General features: G+C 65.1%; 25 protein-coding genes and 1 tRNA gene. 19 read left to right on the forward strand and 7 right to left on the reverse strand.

Translation table 11 applies throughout. From position 1 onward, the window contains the following. Position 1: 1 nt before the first annotated feature. Genes kdpB through V4U86_RS05215 form a run of 4 tightly spaced genes read right to left on the reverse strand, consistent with a single transcriptional unit; the run spans position 2 to position 3,988 of the window. The gene (kdpB, locus tag V4U86_RS05200) at positions 2 to 2,128 is read right to left on the reverse strand and encodes a potassium-transporting ATPase subunit KdpB (protein ID WP_395310217.1); all 2,127 of its coding nucleotides are present in this window, start codon (positions 2,126 to 2,128) and stop codon (positions 2 to 4) included. Continuing rightward, positions 2,128 to 3,807 (reverse strand): potassium-transporting ATPase subunit KdpA, encoded by a 1,680-nt coding sequence (gene kdpA / locus V4U86_RS05205; RefSeq protein WP_395310218.1) that lies wholly within the window; start codon positions 3,805 to 3,807, stop codon positions 2,128 to 2,130. The genes kdpB and kdpA overlap by 1 nt, the downstream gene beginning before the upstream one ends. Further along, positions 3,807 to 3,896: a potassium-transporting ATPase subunit F gene (locus V4U86_RS05210; protein ID WP_395310219.1), complete on the reverse strand. Its 90-nt coding sequence runs from the start codon at positions 3,894 to 3,896 to the stop codon at positions 3,807 to 3,809. The genes kdpA and V4U86_RS05210 overlap by 1 nt, the downstream gene beginning before the upstream one ends. Further along, the gene (locus tag V4U86_RS05215) at positions 3,893 to 3,988 is read right to left on the reverse strand and encodes a potassium-transporting ATPase (protein WP_395310220.1); all 96 of its coding nucleotides are present in this window, start codon (positions 3,986 to 3,988) and stop codon (positions 3,893 to 3,895) included. The genes V4U86_RS05210 and V4U86_RS05215 overlap by 4 nt, the downstream gene beginning before the upstream one ends. Positions 3,989 to 4,207: 219 nt before the next feature. On the opposite strand from V4U86_RS05215, the gene V4U86_RS05220 reads away from it, so the two are divergent. Next, positions 4,208 to 4,909 carry a hypothetical protein gene (locus tag V4U86_RS05220; RefSeq protein WP_395310221.1) on the forward strand — a complete coding sequence of 234 codons (702 nt, stop codon included), beginning with the start codon at positions 4,208 to 4,210 and terminating at the stop codon, positions 4,907 to 4,909. Here V4U86_RS05220 and V4U86_RS05225 read toward each other — a convergent pair. Then, entirely contained in the window at positions 4,890 to 5,468 is a 579-nt protein-coding gene (locus V4U86_RS05225) for a hemerythrin domain-containing protein (RefSeq protein WP_395310222.1), read from the reverse strand. The two genes, V4U86_RS05220 and V4U86_RS05225, sit on opposite strands and share 20 nt — an antisense overlap. Before the next feature lie 133 nt (positions 5,469 to 5,601). On the opposite strand from V4U86_RS05225, the gene V4U86_RS05230 reads away from it, so the two are divergent. Then, a complete protein-coding gene (locus V4U86_RS05230; protein ID WP_395310223.1) occupies positions 5,602 to 6,228 on the forward strand; it encodes a flavodoxin family protein in 627 nt (208 codons plus the stop codon). A 10-nt stretch (positions 6,229 to 6,238) separates the two neighbouring features. Continuing rightward, a complete protein-coding gene (locus V4U86_RS05235; protein ID WP_395310224.1) occupies positions 6,239 to 6,550 on the forward strand; it encodes a hypothetical protein in 312 nt (103 codons plus the stop codon). A 115-nt stretch (positions 6,551 to 6,665) separates the two neighbouring features. Here V4U86_RS05235 and V4U86_RS05240 read toward each other — a convergent pair whose 3' ends face one another. Then, positions 6,666 to 6,983 carry a DUF6611 family protein gene (locus V4U86_RS05240; RefSeq protein WP_395310225.1) on the reverse strand — a complete coding sequence of 106 codons (318 nt, stop codon included), beginning with the start codon at positions 6,981 to 6,983 and terminating at the stop codon, positions 6,666 to 6,668. 52 nt (positions 6,984 to 7,035) lie between these two features. Here V4U86_RS05240 and V4U86_RS05245 point away from each other — a divergent pair, with 52 nt between their 5' ends. The 15 genes from V4U86_RS05245 to V4U86_RS05315 all read left to right on the forward strand — a co-directional run bounded on the left by V4U86_RS05245 (position 7,036) and on the right by V4U86_RS05315 (position 18,361). Then, entirely contained in the window at positions 7,036 to 8,337 is a 1,302-nt protein-coding gene (locus tag V4U86_RS05245) for an HNH endonuclease signature motif containing protein (RefSeq protein WP_395310226.1), read from the forward strand. 280 nt (positions 8,338 to 8,617) lie between these two features. Then, positions 8,618 to 9,043, forward strand: coding sequence for a helix-turn-helix domain-containing protein (locus V4U86_RS05250; protein ID WP_395310227.1), 426 nt, complete (start codon positions 8,618 to 8,620; stop codon positions 9,041 to 9,043). Further along, positions 9,040 to 9,891 carry an alpha/beta fold hydrolase gene (locus tag V4U86_RS05255; RefSeq protein WP_395310228.1) on the forward strand — a complete coding sequence of 284 codons (852 nt, stop codon included), beginning with the start codon at positions 9,040 to 9,042 and terminating at the stop codon, positions 9,889 to 9,891. The genes V4U86_RS05250 and V4U86_RS05255 overlap by 4 nt, the downstream gene beginning before the upstream one ends. A gap of 700 nt (positions 9,892 to 10,591) precedes the next feature. Next, positions 10,592 to 11,776 carry a Cmx/CmrA family chloramphenicol efflux MFS transporter gene (locus V4U86_RS05260; RefSeq protein WP_395310229.1) on the forward strand — a complete coding sequence of 395 codons (1,185 nt, stop codon included), beginning with the start codon at positions 10,592 to 10,594 and terminating at the stop codon, positions 11,774 to 11,776. A gap of 92 nt (positions 11,777 to 11,868) precedes the next feature. Next, positions 11,869 to 12,207 (forward strand): hypothetical protein, encoded by a 339-nt coding sequence (locus V4U86_RS05265; RefSeq protein WP_395310230.1) that lies wholly within the window; start codon positions 11,869 to 11,871, stop codon positions 12,205 to 12,207. Next, the gene (locus tag V4U86_RS05270) at positions 12,204 to 14,198 is read left to right on the forward strand and encodes an RNase A-like domain-containing protein (RefSeq protein ID WP_395310231.1); all 1,995 of its coding nucleotides are present in this window, start codon (positions 12,204 to 12,206) and stop codon (positions 14,196 to 14,198) included. The genes V4U86_RS05265 and V4U86_RS05270 overlap by 4 nt, the downstream gene beginning before the upstream one ends. Further along, the gene (locus V4U86_RS05275; RefSeq protein ID WP_395310232.1) at positions 14,195 to 14,536 is read left to right on the forward strand and encodes a contact-dependent growth inhibition system immunity protein; all 342 of its coding nucleotides are present in this window, start codon (positions 14,195 to 14,197) and stop codon (positions 14,534 to 14,536) included. The genes V4U86_RS05270 and V4U86_RS05275 overlap by 4 nt, the downstream gene beginning before the upstream one ends. Before the next feature lie 51 nt (positions 14,537 to 14,587). After that, complete coding sequence (locus tag V4U86_RS05280; RefSeq protein ID WP_395310233.1) at positions 14,588 to 14,923, forward strand: contact-dependent growth inhibition system immunity protein; 336 nt, start codon at positions 14,588 to 14,590, stop codon at positions 14,921 to 14,923. A 27-nt stretch (positions 14,924 to 14,950) separates the two neighbouring features. Continuing rightward, positions 14,951 to 15,292 carry a contact-dependent growth inhibition system immunity protein gene (locus V4U86_RS05285; protein WP_395310234.1) on the forward strand — a complete coding sequence of 114 codons (342 nt, stop codon included), beginning with the start codon at positions 14,951 to 14,953 and terminating at the stop codon, positions 15,290 to 15,292. A gap of 35 nt (positions 15,293 to 15,327) precedes the next feature. Next, complete coding sequence (locus V4U86_RS05290) at positions 15,328 to 15,573, forward strand: hypothetical protein (protein WP_395310235.1); 246 nt, start codon at positions 15,328 to 15,330, stop codon at positions 15,571 to 15,573. A 104-nt stretch (positions 15,574 to 15,677) separates the two neighbouring features. After that, positions 15,678 to 15,812 (forward strand): hypothetical protein, encoded by a 135-nt coding sequence (locus V4U86_RS05295; RefSeq protein ID WP_395310236.1) that lies wholly within the window; start codon positions 15,678 to 15,680, stop codon positions 15,810 to 15,812. Positions 15,813 to 16,022: 210 nt separating this feature from the next. Further along, complete coding sequence (locus V4U86_RS05300) at positions 16,023 to 16,889, forward strand: tyrosine-type recombinase/integrase (RefSeq protein WP_395310237.1); 867 nt, start codon at positions 16,023 to 16,025, stop codon at positions 16,887 to 16,889. A gap of 20 nt (positions 16,890 to 16,909) precedes the next feature. After that, a tRNA-Leu gene (locus V4U86_RS05305) sits at positions 16,910 to 16,986 on the forward strand. 108 nt (positions 16,987 to 17,094) lie between these two features. After that, positions 17,095 to 17,481 carry a nitroreductase family deazaflavin-dependent oxidoreductase gene (locus V4U86_RS05310; protein WP_395310238.1) on the forward strand — a complete coding sequence of 129 codons (387 nt, stop codon included), beginning with the start codon at positions 17,095 to 17,097 and terminating at the stop codon, positions 17,479 to 17,481. Between the two features lie 91 nt (positions 17,482 to 17,572). Beyond that, the gene (locus V4U86_RS05315) at positions 17,573 to 18,361 is read left to right on the forward strand and encodes an SDR family NAD(P)-dependent oxidoreductase (RefSeq protein WP_395310239.1); all 789 of its coding nucleotides are present in this window, start codon (positions 17,573 to 17,575) and stop codon (positions 18,359 to 18,361) included. Between the two features lie 10 nt (positions 18,362 to 18,371). Here V4U86_RS05315 and V4U86_RS05320 read toward each other — a convergent pair whose 3' ends face one another. Then, positions 18,372 to 19,229, reverse strand: a complete 858-nt coding sequence (locus tag V4U86_RS05320; protein WP_395310240.1) for a class II glutamine amidotransferase — start codon at positions 19,227 to 19,229, stop codon at positions 18,372 to 18,374. 145 nt (positions 19,230 to 19,374) lie between these two features. Here V4U86_RS05320 and V4U86_RS05325 point away from each other — a divergent pair, with 145 nt between their 5' ends. Beyond that, on the forward strand, positions 19,375 to 20,592 hold the full coding sequence (locus V4U86_RS05325) for an alpha/beta hydrolase family protein (protein ID WP_395310241.1): 1,218 nt from the start codon (positions 19,375 to 19,377) through the stop codon (positions 20,590 to 20,592). Positions 20,593 to 20,598: the final 6 nt, after the last annotated feature.

Here is a 20,598-nt window from a genome sequence, read left to right on the forward strand (position 1 = left end):
GTCACATTCCCGGAAAGAGTTGGACGATCAGATCGATCAGTTTGATGCCGATGAACGGCGCGATGATGCCGCCCAGGCCGTAGACACAGAGGTTGCGGCTCAACAACTTCGACGCACTGCTCGGCGTGTACCGCACCCCCTTGAGAGCCAGCGGGATCAGCACGATGATGACCAGCGCGTTGAAGATCACCGCGGACAGGATGGCCGACTGCGGACTGTGCAACCGCATGACGTTCAGGTGGTCCAGGCCGGGAAACAGCCCGACGAACAGTGCCGGGATGATCGCGAAGTACTTCGCGATGTCGTTGGCGATGCTGAAGGTGGTCAGGGCGCCGCGGGTGATCAGCAACTGCTTGCCGATCTCGACGATCTCGATGAGCTTGGTCGGGTCGGAGTCCAGATCGACCATGTTGCCGGCCTCTTTGGCCGCCGAGGTGCCGGTGTTCATGGCCACCCCGACATCGGCCTGGGCCAGCGCCGGTGCGTCGTTGGTGCCGTCGCCGGTCATCGCGACGAGCTTGCCCCCGGCCTGCTCCTTCTTGATCAGTGCCATCTTGTCTTCGGGGGTCGCCTCGGCGAGGAAGTCGTCGACACCGGCTTCGTCGGCGATCGCCTTGGCCGTCATCGGGTTGTCTCCGGTGATCATCACCGTCCGGATGCCCATCCGGCGCATCTCGTCGAATCGTTCCCGCATCCCGTGTTTCACCACGTCCTTGAGGTGGATGACACCCAGCGCACGAGCCTGACCGTCACGCACCTCACCGACCGCCAGCGGTGTTCCGCCGGCTGCGGAGATGCCGTCGACGAGATTGCCGAGTTCGGGGGATATGGTGCCGCCCTCGGCCCGGATCCACGCGGCCACCGAACCGGCCGCCCCCTTGCGAAGCCGGCGATCCCCCACGTCGACTCCGGACATCCTTGTGGTGGCACTGAATTCGACCCAGGTGGCGTCCTCCAGCTCACCCGGCGTGCGGGCCCGCAGACCGAACTCCTGTTTGGCGAACACCACGATGGAGCGGCCCTCGGGGGTCTCGTCGGCCAGGCTGGACAACTGTGCGGCGTCGGCGAGTTGCTCGGTGCTGACGCCGGTCAACGGGATGAACGCGGCGGCCTGCCGGTTGCCCAGGGTGATGGTGCCGGTCTTGTCGAGCAGCAGGGTGTTCACGTCGCCGGCGGCCTCGACCGCCCGGCCGGACATGGCCAGCACGTTGCGCTGCACCAGCCGGTCCATGCCGGCGATGCCGATGGCGCTCAACAGCGCGCCGATGGTGGTCGGGATGAGGCAGACCAGCAGTGCCACCATCACGATTCCGGTGACACCATCGCCGGTGAGCGACAAGGAGTCCGGCACGCCGGGGTTGTTGGCCTTGGAGAAGATGGCCAGCGGCTGCAGGGTGGTTACCGCGAAGACGAAGATGATGCTCAGCGAGGCGAGCAGGATGTTGAGCGCGACCTCGTTGGGGGTCTTCTGCCGGTTGGCACCCTCGACCAGACCGATCATCCGGTCGATGAAGCTCTCCCCGGGTTTCTGGGTGATCTTGACGACGATGCGGTCGGACAGCACCGTGGTGCCGCCGGTCACCGCCGAGCGGTCGCCGCCGGATTCGCGGACGACGGGCGCGGACTCGCCGGTGATCGCCGATTCATCCACCGACGCAATACCTTCGATGACATCACCGTCGCCGGGAATGGTCTGTCCCGCCTCCACGACGACGACGTCGCCCTGTTGCAGCAGCGGTGCGGGGACCTGCTCCTCACCGCCGGAGCCGGTGAGCCGGCGCGCCATGGTGTCGGTCTTGGCCTTGCGCAGGCTGTCGGCCTGGGCCTTGCCGCGTCCTTCGGCGACGGCCTCGGCCAGGTTGGCGAAGATGACCGTCAACCACAGCCAGCCGACGATCAGCCAGGCGAACCAGCTGGAATCCAGCACGGCGCACCAGGTAGCCAGTACCGCGCCGATCTCGACGATGAACATGACCGGGTTGCGCCACAGCGTGCGCGGGTCGAGCTTGCGCAGCGCACCGGGCAGCGACTTCCACAGCATCCGTGGGTCCAGCAGCCCGCCCCGGACGGACCTCTGAGGGTTGTGCGGTCGAGTCGTGCTCGCCGCATCGATGGTGGTGGTGGACATCAGTGAATTCCTTCAGCGAGCGGGCCGAGCGCGAGCATGGGCAGGAAGGTCAGGGCGACCAGGACCAGCGTCACGCCGACGACCATTCCGACGAATTGCGGCCGGTGGGTGGGTAGCGTGCCGACGGACTCGGGTCTCCTGCCCTGCGCGGCAAGCGAACCGGCCAGGGCCAGCACGAAGATGATGGGCAGGAACCGGCCGAACACCATGGCCAGCCCGAGTGCGGTGTTGTACCACTCGGTGTTGACGCTGATGCCGGCGAAGGCCGAGCCGTTGTTGTTGGACGCCGAGGTGAACGCGTAGAGCACCTCGGACAGGCCGTGCGGTCCGGTGTTGAGCATGCTCGCGCGTTGTCCGGGCATGGCCATCGCCACCGCCGTCCCGGTCAGCACCAGCAGTGGGGTGATCAGGAAATAGGTTGCGGCGAACTTGATCTCGCGTGGGGTGATCTTCTTGCCGAGGTATTCGGGGGTGCGTCCTACCATCAGTCCGGCGACGAACACGGTGATGATGGCCAGGATCAGCATGCCGTACAGGCCGGAGCCGACGCCGCCGGGTGCGATCTCACCCAACTGCATGTTGAACATGGTGATCATGCCGCCGAGGCTGGTGTACGAGTCGTGGAAGGAGTCGACCGCGCCGGTGGAAGTGAGGGTGGTCGCCGCGGCGAACACCGCGGAATTGGCGACACCGAACCGCTGTTCGACACCTTCCATCGCCGATCCGACGGCGGTGGGCACGGTGCCGTGTGCCTGCAGTTGGAACCACATCAGCAGACTGACGCTCAGCGTCGCGATGGTGCCCATCACGGCGACGATCGCCAGGCCTTGACGGCGCCCGTGCTTTCCGCCGACCATCCGGCCGAAGGTGCGGGGCAGCGCGAACGGGATGAGGCAGATCAGCACGATCTCGACGAAATTGGTCCAGCTGTTGGCGTTTTCGAACGGATGCGCGGAGTTGACGTTGTAGAACCCGCCACCGTTGGTGCCGAGTTCCTTGATGACTTCCTGGCTGGCCACCGGGCCGCCCGGGATGGTCTGCTGCCCGCCCGCGATGGTGTCGACGACCTGGTCGTGCAGCGCGAAGTTCTGGATGACACCACCGGCGATCAGGACGATGGCGCCGAGAATGGAGATGGGCAACAGGATTCGCAGGCTGCCGCGCACCAGATCGGCCCAGAAGTTGCCCAGATCGCCGGTGCTGCGCCGGACCAGGCCGCGCACGAAGGCGATCGCCACGGCCATGCCGACGGCCGCCGAGACGAAGTTCTGCACGGCCAGTCCGGCCATCTGCACCAGGTGGCCCTGGGTGGACTCCCCGGAATAGGCCTGCCAGTTGGTGTTCGTGACGAAGCTGACGGCGGTGTTCCAGGCCAGCGCCGGGGTCATCTCGGTGCCGGGGTCGTTCAGGTGCAGCGGCAGCTGGCCCTGCACGAGCTGGAGGGCGAACAGGAACAGGATGCTGACGGCCGAGAACGCGAGCACGCTGCGGGCGTAGGCGCCCCAGGTCTGCTCGGCCCTGGGGTCGGCGCCGATCAGCTTGTAGATACCGCGTTCGATGCGGGAGTGCTTCTCGCCGTTGTAAACCCGGTACATGTAGTCGCCCAGCGGCACGTGGCTGGCCGCCAGGACGACGACGGGCGCTGCCAGGAACAGCAGCCCCGCGGTGGTCGTGGTCACTAGAACCTCTCCGGAAACAGCAGGGCGGCGAACAGGAACAGGGCGATCAGGATCGCCAGCACCAGGCCGACGGTGTTGGCAAGGTTCACAGCCGCTCGACCAACCTCTGCACGAGGCCGAGCAGGGCGAATACCGCCACGGTCAGCGCGATGTAGATGACGGTGGAAAACGCGGTCGTCACGGTGTGATCAGCACTCCTGAAGTCGTTGACGCCGACCCCGGAAGTGGTGGTCTGCGGACGTCAACGTATGCCGCGAAAATGGGTGCCGACCTGGGTGTTGATGGTTCCTTTACACCCGCTGCGGGCATCTTTACGGACTTCATGCGCAGCGCGGTGTGCTCGGGCAGTGTTACGCAACCACACAGTGGCCGCGCAGGGTGGATACGTACAACCGGAGGAATGACGGTTCTGCACAAACCTCGACTGCGGCAGCGGCATCGACTGCCCGCGTCGATGCGGGTGATCCGGCGGTGGCTGCCGCTGGCCGGGTGTGGATTGCCCGCAGCGGTGCTCGACGACCCGGCGGTGGCCGACTGGGTGCGCACCCACGGCGTCACGGTGTACGCGGGTGATTCCACCGAGGTGGATCTGGCGAGCCGCTGCGGCGTACCGGTGGCTCAGGTGGTGCTGCGCTGCGGCGGGTCCGACGAGCCCATCAGGCACGCGGCGGCGGCCGGCGTGCAGCGGTTCGTGGTGTCGACCGGACACCAGCTCGGCACGCTCATCTCCTGCGCACCGCCCGGCACGCTGGTGCACGTCGACCATGGGTGCCCGGCGGTGCCGGAACCGGGTTGCCTGGACGTAATCGGATTGCACTGCGACGTGGCAGGCTGCACGCCCACGGACTGGGGTTCGGCCGCCGAGCGACTGCTGGGGCGGATCGCTCAACTGCGCGCGGGCGGGCCGCCGTTGACCCGGATCAGCTTGACCGGCGGGCCTACGGCGGCCTGGATCGATGGTGACAGATCGGCGTTGGCCGCGATCGCGGCGGCCGTCGACGAGGCAATCGACGACGGTTGCGCCCGCTGGCGGCTACCGCGCCCGACGGTCACCTTCGCGCCCTCGGCGTCTTCGGATGTGGTCAGGAACTCTTGGACGTGAATGCCCCACCGAGCGCGTCGCGGGCCCGGTCCAGTACGGAGGCGAAGGGCCCGGCGGCGAAGTTGGCGGCGGCCGATTCGATACCGGGATGCGGACGGGTGGGGGCGATCTGTTCGGCGACCGCGACCGCCTCGGCCAGCTTGCGCAGCTCGGTGTCATCGAGTTCTGCCTCCAGCGCGGTGAATTCGAGCTTCTCCTCGGCCTCGGCGTGCTTGAGGACGGCGGCCTGAAGGTGGATCACGCCCTTGCCGAACTCCGCACTGTCACGCGGCAGATCCTCGATGTCGCGCAACAGGACCTTGGCGTCGTGCTCCTCGGCCAGCCGCTCGTCCACGATCTGTGCTCCGCCGTCGACCTTGCGCCGGACACGTGGGTGCACGACCATCTCCTCGGCTGTCTCGTGGACGGCGAGCATGGTGCGCAGACGGGTGAACGCCTGGTCGCGGGTCTCCGCGCCGGCCGCGTCGAGAACTTCGTTGAAGAGCTCCCGGATCGTCTCGTGCTGGGCCTTCAGATATTCGACGACGTCGCCGGGCGAGTTGATTTCTGGTGCGCTCATGAATGAACCTCCCTGAGGCAGTGATCCTTTGGATTGACGCGCCGGGGGGCTGTGGTCGCGTTGCACAAGTGGTACCCGGCCTGTGCTGGGGCGAAACGGTTCAGGATCCGGCCCATCGGGTACTTCAGCAGGCATGACCACCGACCACTCTTCACCGGTGCGCGCGATCGCGCTGGTCTGCAGCCTGAAACCGAGCCCGGCTCCCTCCAGCAGCGAGTTGATGGCCGAGCACGTCTTTGAGACCCTGCGCAAGGAAGGTGCGGAATGCGAAGCGGTTCGCTGTGTGGACTTCCATATCGCGCCCGGCGTGGAAGCGGACATGGGCGACAGCGACCAGTGGCCGCAGATCCGGCAGAAGGTGCTGGACGCCGACATTCTGCTGCTCAGTACACCGATCTGGCTGGGACACCCGTCGTCGGTCACTCAGCGCGTGCTGGAGCGCTTGGACGCCGAGCTGTCCAATACCGATGACCAGGGCCGACCGGTCATGGCCGGCAAGGTTGCGCTGGTCAGCGTGGTCGGCAACGAGGACGGGGCGCACAAGGTCGTGGCCGACGTGTTCCAGGGTCTCAACGACGTCGGCTACAGCATCCCGGCGCAGGGTTGCACCTACTGGAACGGACCGGCCATGGGGTCTGAGGACTACAACGATCTCGACGAGGTCCCCGAGCAGGTGGCTTCGACCACCGCGGCTGCCGCACGCAATGCGGTGCATCTGGCGCGGGTACTCAAGCAGTCGACGTACCCGGCGTATGAGTGAGGAGGATGACATGCCCGACGATTCGAGAGACCCGGTGGATCACGCCCGCACCTACCGGCAGCATGCCGGCGAGACGATGAAAGCCGGGAAGAACTCACCCGGTCTGATCGCCGTCGGGTTGGGAGTGCTCGCGATGGTCATCGGGTTGTTCTCCTTCGCGAACAGTTCGGTGACAGCCGGTGTCGTCGGCGTGGTGCTGGCGGTGCTGTTGATCGGTGGTGGGCTGGGGTGGCTGTCCCGCATGCATCGCAAAGTTGCTGAACAGCAGGAGGAATGGGCCCGCAACCATCCCGAGGCGACATACGAGCCGCCGACCAGCTGACCCGTGGCTGGTCAGCCCTCGGGGTCGTTCCGGTTCTGACGTTCGATGGCGCAGCGTATGGCGAACAGGATCGCCGCGGGTACGCCGAGCAGGATGAGCGCCGCCAGCAAATCGATCATCGGACGCCGGCCTCGAGGGCGCCCGGCGCCGGCGGGTCATAGACGTGCCGCCAGCTGGCTTCATGGTCGGCAGGGGAGATGCGCCCGGCCGTCAATTGTCGGTCGGCGCGTGTCATGGCGGTGCCCAGCGATCGGATGGCCTGGGACACGGGACGGATATCGACTGAACCCCAAGGTGTTACGCCGTCGATCAACTGGCGGCAGGTAGCGTGCATTGCTCCACACTGCTCGGTTCGAGGGTGAGATGCCCTGATCCATATGGAACCTTGACGGTGTTCGCGGGTTTTCTGACGGGTCTGCCCTGGGCGGTTCATGTGCCGTCACGACATCGAATTTTTTGTCGGACCTCTCTGCGAGAATGGTGTTATGCCGCCTCCGACAACACCTTTCGCCGAGCATTACGTCACGCCGCGGCTGGAGGTGTTGTTCGACGAGATTGCGGAGCTGACCGGGCAGCGCAACGCCATCGATGGCCGGTTGGTGGAGATCATCGCCGAGATCGACGGCAGAGGTACCGCGGACGGCACTTCGTTGTGGGGTGCTACCGGGTGCCGGTCGATCGAGTCGCTGGTGGCGTGGAAGGCAGGGGTGAGTCCGCGCAACGCCGAAACGATGGTCGCGGTCGCGCATCGGTTGGACGAGCTTCCCCGGCTGGCGAAAGGGTTGCGGGAAGGCCGGCTGTCGCTGGATCGGGTCGGGGTGATAGCCGAGCGCGGCGGCCAGGGCTGCGATGACCACTACGCCAATCTCGTGCAGTACGCCACGGTCACCCAACTGCGCACCGCGGTCAAACAGGAACCCCGGCCCGAACCCGAGCATAAGCCCGAGCCGAAGCGGTCGTTCTCGTCGGTAGAGGGGGACGGGTATACCACCTATAAGATCCGGCTGCCGAGGCTGGAGGCCGCGAAGTTCGACGCCGCGGTGGCCTCGCACCGGGACGCGTTGGTCGCGGACTGGAGACGCGACCACGACGCTGGAGACAGCGACGATGAGCAGGCCGGTGCGCGGACCAGCGCGCAGGCGCCACCCTTCCCCAACACTGTCGATGCGTTCATGAGCCTGGTCGAGGCCGGCTGGGATACCGACGTGGCCGCCCGCCCGCACGGGGCACACACCACCGTGGTGGCCCATCTCGACCTGGACCGACACGCCCACACACCCATCGCCGCCCTGCATCTGGGGCCCGCCCTCACCGACGCCGAGCGCCGGTTCCTGCTCTGCGACGCCACCTGCGAGGTGTGGTTCGAACGTCACGGCACCCCGATCGGGGCCGGGCGCACCACCCGCACCGTCAGCCGCCGGCTACGCCGCGCCCTGGAGTACCGCGACCAGTGCTGTGTGGTGCCCGGCTGTGGAGCCACCCGCGGCCTGCACGCCCATCACCTGGCGCACTGGGAAAACGGCGGGCCCACCGAACTGTCGAACCTGGTACTGCTCTGCCCCTTCCACCACCGCCTGCACCACCAGGGTGCGATCACCCTCACCGGCCCCGCCGAGCGACTCACCGTCACCGACCGCGACGGCGATCCGATGACCGGCGCGGCACTGGCGCGCCCACCCACCACAGACCCACCCGGCGTACCACCATGCAAAGGACCCACCGGCGAACGCGCCCAATGGTGGTGGTACACCCCGTTCGAACCGAAGGCGCCACCGGCGCCGAACTAGGTGTTGCGGGTCATGACGTTGTGGACGGTGGCCGAGATCAGCTGGTCCGGCCGTAGTCGTCGGAGCCCCGCGAGGCGTTAGATGTGCCAACGCGCCGCAAGATCGGCCAATAGTGCTCGCGTGCAGCCTACTTCAGATCAACGGGATCACTCCGCAGGCCGATGACGGCCCCTTGATCTGTGCCCTCACACCGTGGACTGGAAAGGGCAACGACGTTTGACTACGTCCCTATACATCCTCATTACTAGCACGATAGGGAAGTTTGCAGTAGTTTGTGGATGTGAGCGTTGCTGTGTACTCGCCTGAACAGGTGGCCGACATTCTCGGACTGCACGTGCGAACGGTGCGCGGATACGTCCGCGACGGTCGCCTGCCGGCCGTGCGTATGGGCAAGCAATACCGCATCACCGAACGAGACCTGCAGGCTTTCGTCGGTGTGGTCACCGACGAGCCGGCGAGCAGCCCACACGCTCACGTCTCTACCGTCGTGCACATCGACAATGTCGACCGCCTCGCCATGGATCGCATCACCACACATCTCACTGCTGCAGCGATCAGCAACTCAAACAGGTCAGGACAGCTCGACGTTCATTCGACTTATGACGAATCTGACTGCCGTCTCACAGTCTTCGTCGTCGGCGACCCGGAATCCACGACAGCCGTCATCGGATTGATCGGCGCCCTGACACGTCAGGACGACAAGTGAACGCCGACGTCTATCGCTCCTCATCTGGCCGGCACGCAGTCGAGCGTAGTTACCGCGAGCACCTTCAGCGCTGGGCAGTGCCGCTGCGGCATCGCATCGTCGCCACACGCGAGGGCGACACCTTCGTCATGGACTGCGGACCCACCGATGCTCCACCGGTTGTATTGCTACACGGCGCGGGGAGCAACAGCGCGATCTGGCAGGCCGATGCGTCGCGGTGGTCAACGACCCACAGGCTGTACATGGTCGACCTCGTCGGAGAGCCAGGATTGAGCGCGCCATCGCGGCCGCCACTCGATTCCGATGCCTATGCGTTATGGCTGGACGACGTCCTCGATAGGCTGGGCGTCGATGTCGCCGGCTTCGTGGGGGTGTCGTTGGGCGGGTGGCTGGCCACGGATTACGCGATCCGCCGGCCAGGCCGCGTCGAACGATTGGCGCTGCGGGCCCCGGGCGGGATCGGCCGTCAACGCTACCGCGCCGTCCTCGCGGCACTGGCCCTGATGCCATTCGGTGAGCGTGGGACGCGTCGTGCTCTGCGGATTGCGCTTGGGCCCGGCCGCATTCCCGACCCCGTCATCGATTACATGCTGCTGATCCAGCGCAGCTATCGTCCCCGCCGCGACAGGCTGCCTGTCTTCTCCGACGATGATCTGAAAGCAATCGTCGCACCACTTTTCGTTGTGTTGGGTGCGCGCGACCGCATGCTGAACTCGCACGACACGGCCACACGCTTGATACGCCTGCAGCCCGCGGCAACGGTCAACCTGCTTGCCGGCGCGGGTCACGGTCTCTTGGACGACGGCAACGACCTCCACACCTTCCTGAATCAAGGTGCGACACCCTGACACACCCGAAGGATTCCTGGGCCTTCCGGGAAGAAGTACGCCGTGACCTCCGTGCGGCGCTCAAATCACGCCAACCGGAAACGGTCTCAGTACTGCGAACAATGATCGCCGCGATCGACAACGCCGAAGCAGTCCAACCAGAAGCACAGTCGCCGCGATCTGCTGACGGTAGCGTCGCGCACTCCTCGCCCGGAGTCGGATCAACCGAGGTACCCAGACGTGAGCTCGACATGTCAGACGTCCACGCGATCCTTCGAGACCTCCTGCGCGAGCATGAGACGCAGGAAAAGCACTACCGCTCGATGCGCCAACACGAGGCAGCCGACCGCCTTCGACGTCAAGCCGACGTCTTGCACTCCTACCTCGGTGCATCGGGCAGTCCGACTTGCTGCTGACGCGAACTCCGCGATGACACCGTCCGCGGGCGGTTCTGTCCTGACTGCGAATCCGACGATCAACCCGTCACGCCTACACACCGCGCCACAACGGGAAAAGTATGCAGGGGTGTCTAGTAGAGTGGTGCTCATGTCGAGCCCTGAATCGGACACTGTGGGGGCTTTCGGTCACGCCGTCAGCCCCCTGAACCACTGAGGTTCTAGCTTTCCCGCCCAGCTTCAATCAGCTTGAGCGGCGGTTTATTTCATCGGGCTGGCCGTGGTGACGAGACGCCTTCTGTCCGTTTCCAGCCTCGGAGTAACCAATGCCATTCGCCCTCTACTTGCTTGCCCTCGCGGTCTTCGCCATGGGCACCTCAGAATTCATGCTCGCCGGCCTCGTGCCGGACATCGCCACGAGTCTCGACATCTCGGTCGGGACAGCCGGACTGCTCACGTCGGCCTTCGCGGTCGGGATGATCGTCGGCGCACCCACGATGGCTGCCTTCGCCCGCCGGTGGCCCGCACGGACCGCGCTCCTTGGATGCGTGGTGGTCTTCGCTTTCTGTCACGTCGTCGCCGCAATCACCCCGTCCTTCCCCGTATTGTTCGCCAGCCGTGTAGTGGCCGCGATTGCCAACGCCGGCTTCCTGGCGGTCGCACTGAGCACCGCGACCCGTCTTGTGGCCCCGGACCAGAAGGGGCGTGCTCTCGCGGTACTTCTATCCGGTACGACGATCGCGACCGTCGCAGGCGTCCCCGCGGGCGCACTGCTCGGCACCGCAATGGGGTGGCGAGCCACGTTCTGGGCAGTCGCGCTGTTGTGCGTCCCGGCTGCGATCGGTGTCCTCGCCGGAATCCGACCCCGCACCGCACCAGCATCGGAAAGGCCGGACGGTGGTACATCGTTGGCTCTCGAACTCGAACAACTCCGCGCGCCTCATCTGCTGCTGGCAATGACGCTCGGAGCGCTGGTCAACGGTGGGACCTTCGCGGCCTTCACCTTCCTCGCGCCCATCGTGACCGAGACCGCTGGACTGGATGAGGTGTGGGTGTCGCTGGCCTTGGTGCTGTTCGGTATCGGATCTTTCGTCGGGGTCACCGCCGCTGGGCGGCTGTCCGATCGGCACTCTCGCCTGACTCTTGGCGTGGCCGCTCCCATCCTGCTCCTGGGGTGGCTGGCCGTGGCACTGCTGGCGGGTCACCCCGTCCTGCTGCTGATCCTGGTCTTTGTCCAGGGCGGTTTGGCGTTCGCCGTCGGAAGCACCCTGATTACACGGGTCCTCTATGCGGCTTCCGAAGCGCCCACCATGGGTGGTTCTTATGCAACCGTCGCGCTCAACATCGGGGCCGCCGCCGGCCCGGCAATCGGGGCGGTGGTGCTTTCGGGGTCCGGTGAGCTGGGCCCTGTGTGGGTGGCCTTTGTCCTCACTGGGGTGGCCTTGGTCATGTTGGTGCCATCACTGCGTCTGATCGCACCGCGGGACCGCGGTGTCGAGGTCATGGGGTGACTTACGCGGATGCCCCGCTGGGCCTCGAAGGTTGTCGCCGGCTCACCACCGAGTTGCGATCTCGCGGCGGTCCAAAGTGGCCGGGGTGAGTCATGATTTTTGCCGCATGGGGGGTGCAGTGGGCTGCGGTAGCCTCAAATGGTTCCGGGGGTGACATGGGAAAAGACTTGGATGTGGACGCCAGCGGGTTGACGTCGGCAGCGGCCGACAGCATCGCTGTCGCCGCTGATGTGCTCGCTGATGGCTTTGACGGTTTGGTGAGTGATCGCCCGAGTGGTGCGGGAATCGCTGCATTTGAAGCGGCGAGTGCCACCACGCGTGCGCGTATCTCTGACCGTATTGCTGGTCAGGCCGGTGATGTCGCTGCCGCAGGTGATCGCTATGACGCGACGGACGGGGGCAGTGCCGACGCTATCGCGGTGACCATGTGAGCCCTGCGGCCGCACCGATGGGTGTACCCAGCAGGTCGGACGTCGAGGCCTGGGACAGTTCAGACCTCGATGCTGCCGCTACCCGCTGGCGGACGGTGGCAGGTGCACTGGAATCCGCGTTCGAGCAGCACCGGCAGAACATCCTGACGCCCGGTGGCACCACATGGGAAGGTGACGCCAAAGATGCCGCTCTGGACCGCGTAACCGCGGATACGTCGGTCGTACGGCGTCAGGGCGATGTGCATCGTGAGGTTGCCGATATCGCCTCGCGCGGCAGCGAGGACATCCGGGGTGCTCGCACTCGCGTGCTCGATGCGATCGCCGAAGCCGAACAGGACGACTTCACCGTAGGTGAGGACCTCTCGGTAACCGACAACCGTGCCTACGACGAGGAGACTGCTGCCGCCCGCATGACCGCTGCGACCGAGCACGCTGAGTTCATCCGATGGCGCGCTGAGCAGCTCGTCGCCACCGATGCCCTTATCGGGCAGCAGCTTCAAGCGAACGCCGCTGAACTGGAAGGAATTCGGTTCGACGGTGATCGAGATGGCAGTGAGACCGATCCGACGATCCGACTCGTGGACAACAAGACTGAGGACCCGGGTTCTCAAGCAGAGTCGTCAGGGCATGGGGGCGCGGGTTCGCTGCCGAAGGAATCTGCGGGCAGCTGGCAGGACATGCTCGTGCCCGAAGGGACGGCTGAAAAATCTACAAACCCCGATGCCGCTGCTGAGTCACCGTTAGAAGCGATGCTTGGCGAGGGCAAGGCCGTAGAGGACCAACAGCCGTCAAGCCTGGGCGACGCGCTGTCGGAAATCGCGGGGAAACCTGTCGAAGCACCGCCAACGGCGGTGGAGCGCATCCTCAATCAGCACGCCGGAAATGGCAAGGGCGAGGAACGGCGGTACACGCAACATCCGTTGGAAGCACCCATCGTTGGTGCCGATCCATCGGTGATTGGCGATCAGCAGGCCAGGGTGGACGCTGCGCATGAGAGCGTGGCGTCGGCCCAAGCCGCGCTCGACGATGCGCTGGCCCAGTCCACGGTCGCTGGCGCGGGCGCCGGCACCTCCCGAGACCAGCTCGACGCCCTGGGGCAGGCCTTGTTCGATGCGCGTGGTGAGGTAACGAGTCAGACCGAAGTTCTGGAGAATCTCAACGCGGCGGCCGGTGAAGTCGGTCAGGGGCGGGTACCGATCCCGGCACTTCCCGAGAATGCCGATGTACAGGCATTTCCACAGGAGCCTTCGGCATTCGCCGAAGGTAGCCGCGCTCTGAGCGAAGGCAGCCTTGGTTTGATCCCCGATGTCGCCCACGACGTCGACGTATTCACCAACTGGAGTGAGCACTCAGTCGAGGATCGAGTGGGTGCCGTGCTCGACGTCGCCGGCGCGGCACCCATCCCTGGTGGCAAGTTTGTCACAGAGGGCCTCGAACACGCTGCTGACGCCTTCAATGCCGGGCGTCACGTCGATGACGCCCTGGATGCCGGCAGTGCGGGGGCACATCATCTACCCGATGCGCCCTCGGCTCCCCATGTCGACCAGACGCCAGATGTAGGTGGTCCGCACGGCGGAGGCGGTGCCGACGCGGGGCCCGTCGGTAACTTCGGGTTTGAGGATGCCACCGCGATCTTGCACAGCAGTGAAGCCAACGGCGGGCACCTCATCGAGCGTCACGTAGGACGAACGTTTGATGACCTTTCCGCACGATTGGCTGATTCACCTCGACTGGGCAATGTATCGACGTTTGCATCGGTCGATGAAGCGTCGTCGGCGCTCAACGCTGCAGTTCAGCAGAACAAGAGTGTATTCGATGATTGGATAGCCAACGGAGCGAGAGGCAAACTCGAATTGATTGCGCCATTCGAGGGTGGATCGGTGCTGATGCGTGGGTCTGACAGTGTGGTTCCGGGGTCAAGTGTCAAGATGGTTCTCAAGACGGACGGGTCTGGTGGATGGTATCTGTTGACGGGGATGGTTAATCCATGAGTTCACAATCAGTTTCACGATCCTTGTCGCACTTCTTTGGGGCGTACTTCCATGAGGACTGGGATCTGGAAGCCGATGATTGGCAAGGGATCGTCGACGGTTACGTTCGTGACGAAGAACCGAGCTCAGAGCTTCTTCGACTGCTGGCTAAAGAGATCGATGAGCTCAACGCCGGTAGTGCAGGTGCCGACGTTGCTGCTCTTGTGACGCGCACCTTGGGGGCCAATTACTATCCGCTACCAGAATTCTCGTATGGAGAGTGGCTCAACCAGGTTGCAGCGCGACTGCGCCAGCACGCTGCTGCGATTGACGGTGGTGCTGAGCCGCCAAGAGGATGAGAGCGGATCGGCGTGTCTAATTTGGAGCACCGGGGTTAGCGTCGGATGGCCATGAACGACGTGTCGATCTCGGCCGAGTTGTACCAGTTTCTCGCTACCAATTTTCACCAGGACTGGGACCTGGAAGCCAACGACTGGCAGGGAATAGTTGACAACTATGTCGACGAAGATCCCATTCCTGCGTCACTGCAGCTGTTGGCTGAGCAGATTGACGAGCTCCGTGGATCTCGTCAGGAGCCGGAGCTAAAGGAATTTCTCGTCCGTCAAGTCGGGGTGGACTACGGCCCAGCACCGTTGACGTATGGCGAATGGTTGAAAGAGATCGCCAACCGGCTCCGGCTGCGTAGTACCGAGACCGGCCCTGGGACTGCACCTCCGCAGGTTTGACGACGAATTGGTCGGCGTGATGCGGGGATGGCTATGAACGACGGTTCGATTTCGAGTGAGTTGGAACAGTTTCTCGGTGCATACTTCCACCAGGACTGGGATCTGGAAGCGGACGATTGGCAAGGAATCGTCGACAATTACGTCAACGCAAACCCTGTCGCCGAATCCTTACGCGCGTTGGCCCAAGAGATCGATGACGTGCGCGCCTCCCGATCTGAACCTGATCTGACGCAGTTCTTGATACGTGGAGTCGGCATCTGTTACGACCCCCGTGCGGAAGTCACCTTCAAAGAGTGGCTCGCTCAAATCGCTGCACGGTTGCGCAAGCATGCCAACGAGATTGGCGGTCGTACTGCGTCGTCTGAATGAATAGACTCGGCGTCTGAAAGCGGAGGGTGCATCAGGTGTCCGAATACACACCACTAGCGAAAAAATGGGTCGAGGTGACCAAGAGAGTCGCCGCAGGTACGTGGGATGGCATCGTTTGCCCCAAAAACGCTGATGCCGATGTGTTGATCGAGGTCCGTGAACAGGGAAGTGGCACCGACGATGCACGGTTTGAGCACTGGATCCACTGCCCGGGATGCGGTGCTGAGATCTACTTCCACAGCAAGGATCATTACAGCCCGGTTCCGCATTCAGCCGGTTGAAACTCGCCATGTCTAGCAGGCCTCCGACGGTGCATATAGCGCCGGGCTAGAGTTCCGAGAACAAGGCGGATGAATGCCACGGATTACTGCGGTATGGTCCAGACGTGACCACCCGGAACGAGCGAGCGGGTATCGACGACCGCTGGCACAAGCGCGTCAAAGGTCCGGATGGAACGATGCGCACCGAGAGATCCGCGGTGTACGGCGAAGGTTTCGCGCTGGCGCGTCAGGTGGGTTGACGCCACCGGAGCCGAGCGCACCAAGAGCTTCCAGCGCAAGCCGGACGCGCAGGCATACCTGAACGGACTCACTGCGGACGTTCAGCGCGGTGAGTATGTCGATCCCCGCAAGAGTGCCGAGACGTTCGGCTCGGTCGCCGAGCAGTGGTTCACCACAAACAGCATCGGAAGCCGAAAACCGTTGCAGGATATCGATCGTTACTCGACACGGTGGTGTTGCCCAAGTGGGAACAGGTCCCGCTGAAACGGCTCGACTACGAGTTGTACTCGACCTGGCTGGGCGCTCTGTCTGTCGATGGTGGGCAACGAGGCGCGGGTCTGTCGGCAAGCCGGATCACTCAGGCGCATCAGCTGGTCGGCGCTGTCCTCAAGTACGCGCAACGAACCGGCAAGGTCGCGAAGAACGTCGCTCTGGAGATAAAGCGGGATGAGGATCTTCCCGAACAAGCTGAGCGTGAGCGGCGGTATCTGAGTCATGCCGAGCTATTGATGCTGGCCAAAGCTGCCGATCGTTTCGAGGCCCTGACCCTGGTTCTGGGCCACTGCGGGCTGAGTTTCGGCGAAGCGGTTGCGTTGCGGCGCCGGCATGTGGGGGATCGGGTGCTGACGGTGCGCTCGTCCGCAACCGCGGTCACCGGTAAGGGCATCGTCGAGTCGACGACCAAGACGAACCGGGATCGTCACGTGCCAGTGCCTGAACCTGTCTGGAAGAAACTCAAGGCTGAGCTGCCCGCCGATCCGAACGTGCTGGTGTTTCCCAGTCGAAAAGGTGGGTTCCTGTCACTCGGTGAGTACCGGTGGGCCTTCGACAACGCGCGTGAAGACGTCGGCATTGACGGGCTGGTACCGCACGGGCTGAGACACACCACGGCGTCGCTGGCGATCAGTGCAGGCGCTAACGTCAAGGTCGCGCTGAGACTCCTGGGGCATGCGACGGCGGCCGTGACGCTCGATCGTTACGGGCACTTGCTCAACGATGATCTGAGGGGAGTGGCCGATGCGCTGGGTAAGGCGATCGATAGCACTACGGTATCCCTGCGGTATTCGGGACGTCGGGAGAAGGCTCAAACGGCCTGAACTACGCTCTGAACTGCAACGCCCCCATAGCCCAATTGGCAGAGGCAGCGGACTTAAAATCCGCACAGTGTCGGTTCGAGCCCGACTGGGGGTACCAGCGCCCGCACCGGTAGCGCCACCCGCGATCGCCGTCGGGCCTTGACGGTCCGCGTCGGCAACCATCGGACTTTCAGCACGCGCCTCGATCGGTACCTACACTCCGAGAATGCGCATGCCTCGCGGAGTCGCAGAGTTCAACAAGCGCTTCACCAATCCGGTGGCCCGCACGATCACGCCGTGGCTTCCGAGCCTCGGGACGCTCGAGCACGTCGGGCGGAAGTCGGGTAAGCGATATCGAACGCCGCTCTTGGTGTTCAAGACCCATGATGGCTACGCCATCCTCATCGGCTACGGCCTGCAGACGGACTGGTTGAAGAATGTGCTGGCCGGCGGACCGACGGTGCTGCGAAAGCGCGGACGGGCCATCGCGCTCGTCAACCCCCAGGTGGTGAGCAAGGCCGAGGCCGCGGCCCTCGTCGTACCGCGTTCCCGGCTGTTCTATCGAGCGTTTCCCTACAACGAGGCAGCCCTGCTGCTGACGACTGCGCGCTGACCACACTGTTGTTCCGGACCATTCCGGCCGCGCGCCCCATAGCCTGTGGGTGGGCATCAGATCTGCCGACGATGCGACGGGTGGGGAAGCGATGAACCGTCTACAGAACAAAAGGGTCGTCATCACCGGGGCCGCCAGCGGGATCGGCCGCGCGGCCGCGCAGTTGATGGTCGCCGAGGGTGCCCGGGTACTGATCGCCGATCTCAACGCCGCCGCGGCGACCCTCGCCGCCAGTGAGATCGGGGACAACGCGCTGGGCATCGGCGTGGACGTGATGGACGAGAGCTCGGTCGCCACCATGATCGATCACGCCGTCACCGAGTTCGGCGGCCTCGACGTGCTGTGCAACCATGTCGGCGGAAGCAATCCGCGCAAGGATCTCGACCTGCTACGCCTGGACCTCGCCGAATGGGACAAGACCATGGTGCTCAACGCACGCAGCACGGTGGTCGCCTCCCGACTCGCGTTGCCGCACATGATCGCCGGCGACGGCGGTTCGATCATCAACACCGTCTCGGTCGCCGGTCTGGCCGGCGACACCCTGCAGTGCGCCTACGGCGCAGCCAAGGCGGCCGTCATCCGGCTCACCCAGTACATCGCCACTCAGTATGGACGAAACAACGTGCGCTGCAACGCTGTTGCCCCCGGAGCCATCATGACGCCCGCCCTGCGCGACAACCTCCCGGCGGAGACGATCGACGATATCCGCAGCCACAACGCACTCGACCTGATCGGCGACCCAGAAGACATCGGGTGGGCAATGGTGTACCTCGCCTCCGACGAGTCCCGGTACATGACCGGCCAGACCCTGGTGCTCGACGGCGGCCTGACCGCGCAGAGCCCGATTGCGGCCAGTCGCCGCAGCCTGCTCGAACAGTGACCCGTCCGGATCAGGAAGACGGGTGCTGAGCGGCCGCCACGGCGGGGCTGAGGTCGGCCCGTGTGAGTTGGTGAACCGGCGGCTGCGGCAGCACCGTGCGCCGCGTGATCTTGAGATCGGTGTCGACGTGCACCAGCTCGCCCGACGGAAGCAGCTCCCACCGCTCGTCATCCATCACCTCACTGGCGAAGACCACCGACGGCGAGTCGTCCAGGTCGCCGCTGTGCGCGGCGATTCGCTTGCTGTGCAAGGCGAATCGACCGTGGTCCACGTCGGTACGGTCGAGCATGTACAACTCGTGGGTCTCGGGGTAGCGCAGCGCCCAGAGGTCGGTGCCGGTGGCAAGCAGCATGTTGACCGCGTAGATCGGGACGTTCTCGCGCAACCAGCTCAGCGCCTCCACCAGACCGGCGCCGACGTCGCCGGCGTGACCGCGAACCGACGCGGTGACCAAGGCGAACACTCGTTCGGAGTCGGTGTCTCCGCGCACCAGGTCCGTGACGCCGAGTTCGGCGAGCCGCGCGTCGAGCGTCTCGATGCCGCCCACCACACCGTTGTGCGCGAAGATTCGGCCGTCCTGCAGGAATGGATGGGTGTTGACGTCCTCGGGGGCACCGTTGGTCGCGTACCGGACATGGGCGACGAACGTGGTACCCGTCAGCTCTCGGGCTTCGGTCGCGAAATCCAGATCGCGCCACGCGGCGATCGGCCGCTTGCGCACCACCGGAGTGCCGTCGGCCTCGAACACCCCCAGGCCGGTGCCGTCCGGGTTGCGCCTGCTCTGCGCGGCGAGACTGTCAGGCGCGTTCAGCAGCCAGAACGTCGCGGGGACGGCGTCGCCGGCGTGCAGGCTGAACAGGCGGCACATGAGTCGTTTCTACTCCCGCACCGACCGCCCGGGCGGGCATTCCGGCCGCAAATGCCCGCATGGGCGTTCCCGACCATTCCGTCGTACGGCGACATAGCCTGCGAGGGGCGGCATGCGGCCGCTGTCGACGCGACGGATTGAAGCCATGTTCAGAAACGGTCCAGGGAACAAGCGGGCGGGGTCCACCGGCGCAGCCCACCGCAGCACCCCATACAGGCTCGCCTGTCTGGTCACGGTGGCGGTGCTGACCGGCTGCACCACGGCGACCGACCGGACCACCGAACCCGAGTTGCATGCCGGTCAACTGCTCACCGCCCGTCCGCTGACCACCGCGGCCGCCCCGGCCAACGCCGACACGAAGCTGATCACCTACATCTCCGACGATTCGCACGGTGAACCCATCGTCGTGTCCGGCACTGTGTCGGTTCCGAAGTCGACGCCTCCCGACGGTGGCTGGCCCGTCATCAGCTGGGCGCACGGCACCACCGGCTACGCGGACACCTGCGCCCCGTCGGGCGATACCCCCGACGGACTCGCGCACGAGTACGTCGGCCCGATCACTGCCATGCTCGACACATGGGTGACCCGCGGCTACGCCGTCGTGCAGACCGATTACCAGGGGCTGGGTACCCCCGGCGGACACCCCTACATCGACGGCATCAGTGAAGCGAACACGGTGACCGACATCGTCCGGGCGGCGCGGGAAGTCGATTCGCGCATCGGCACCGAATGGGTCGTCATGGGCCATAGCCAGGGCGGTCAGGCCGCGCTGTTCACCGCGCAGCAGGCCGCCGACCGCGCACCCGAACTGAGGCTGCTGGGGGCGGTGTCCATCGCGCCCGGCGGCGTGGGGATCGACCAGGCTGTCGACCTCATCCGTCTCGGGCGACCGGAAGCACAAGCGGGACAAAGGTTTCTGCCGCTGCTTGTGCTGGGGGCCGCGGTGGTGGACCCGTCGGTCGATCCGGACCGGATCTTCTCCGACCAGGCGCGTCCGTTGTTGACCACGGCGCGTACCGCATGCGTCGCGCAGGTGCATGATCTTCCGCTGGTCCCGCCGGGCCAGGTGTTCGCACCGGATGCGGATCTCGATGCCCTGCGCGCCTATCTCGAACTCCAGGATCCGGTTCTTCTCACCCCTCGGGTGCCGGTCATGCTCGTGCAGGGCAACCGCGATGACGCGGTGGCCCCGGCCGGAGTCGAGGAACTGGCGAAAGCGCTGTGCGCGAAGGAAGTTGATCTTGAATACCGGTTGTATGACGGCCAGGACCACCGTGGTGTCATCGACGCGTCGCTCGGGGATATGGAGGAGTTCGTGGACAGCGTGCAAGCCGGCGAGTCGGTCGATACCTGCGCACGCTGACTGCGC

It is taken from the genome of Mycobacterium sp. AMU20-3851 (assembly GCF_043974665.1).
Classification (GTDB): Bacteria; Actinomycetota; Actinomycetes; order Mycobacteriales; family Mycobacteriaceae; genus Mycobacterium.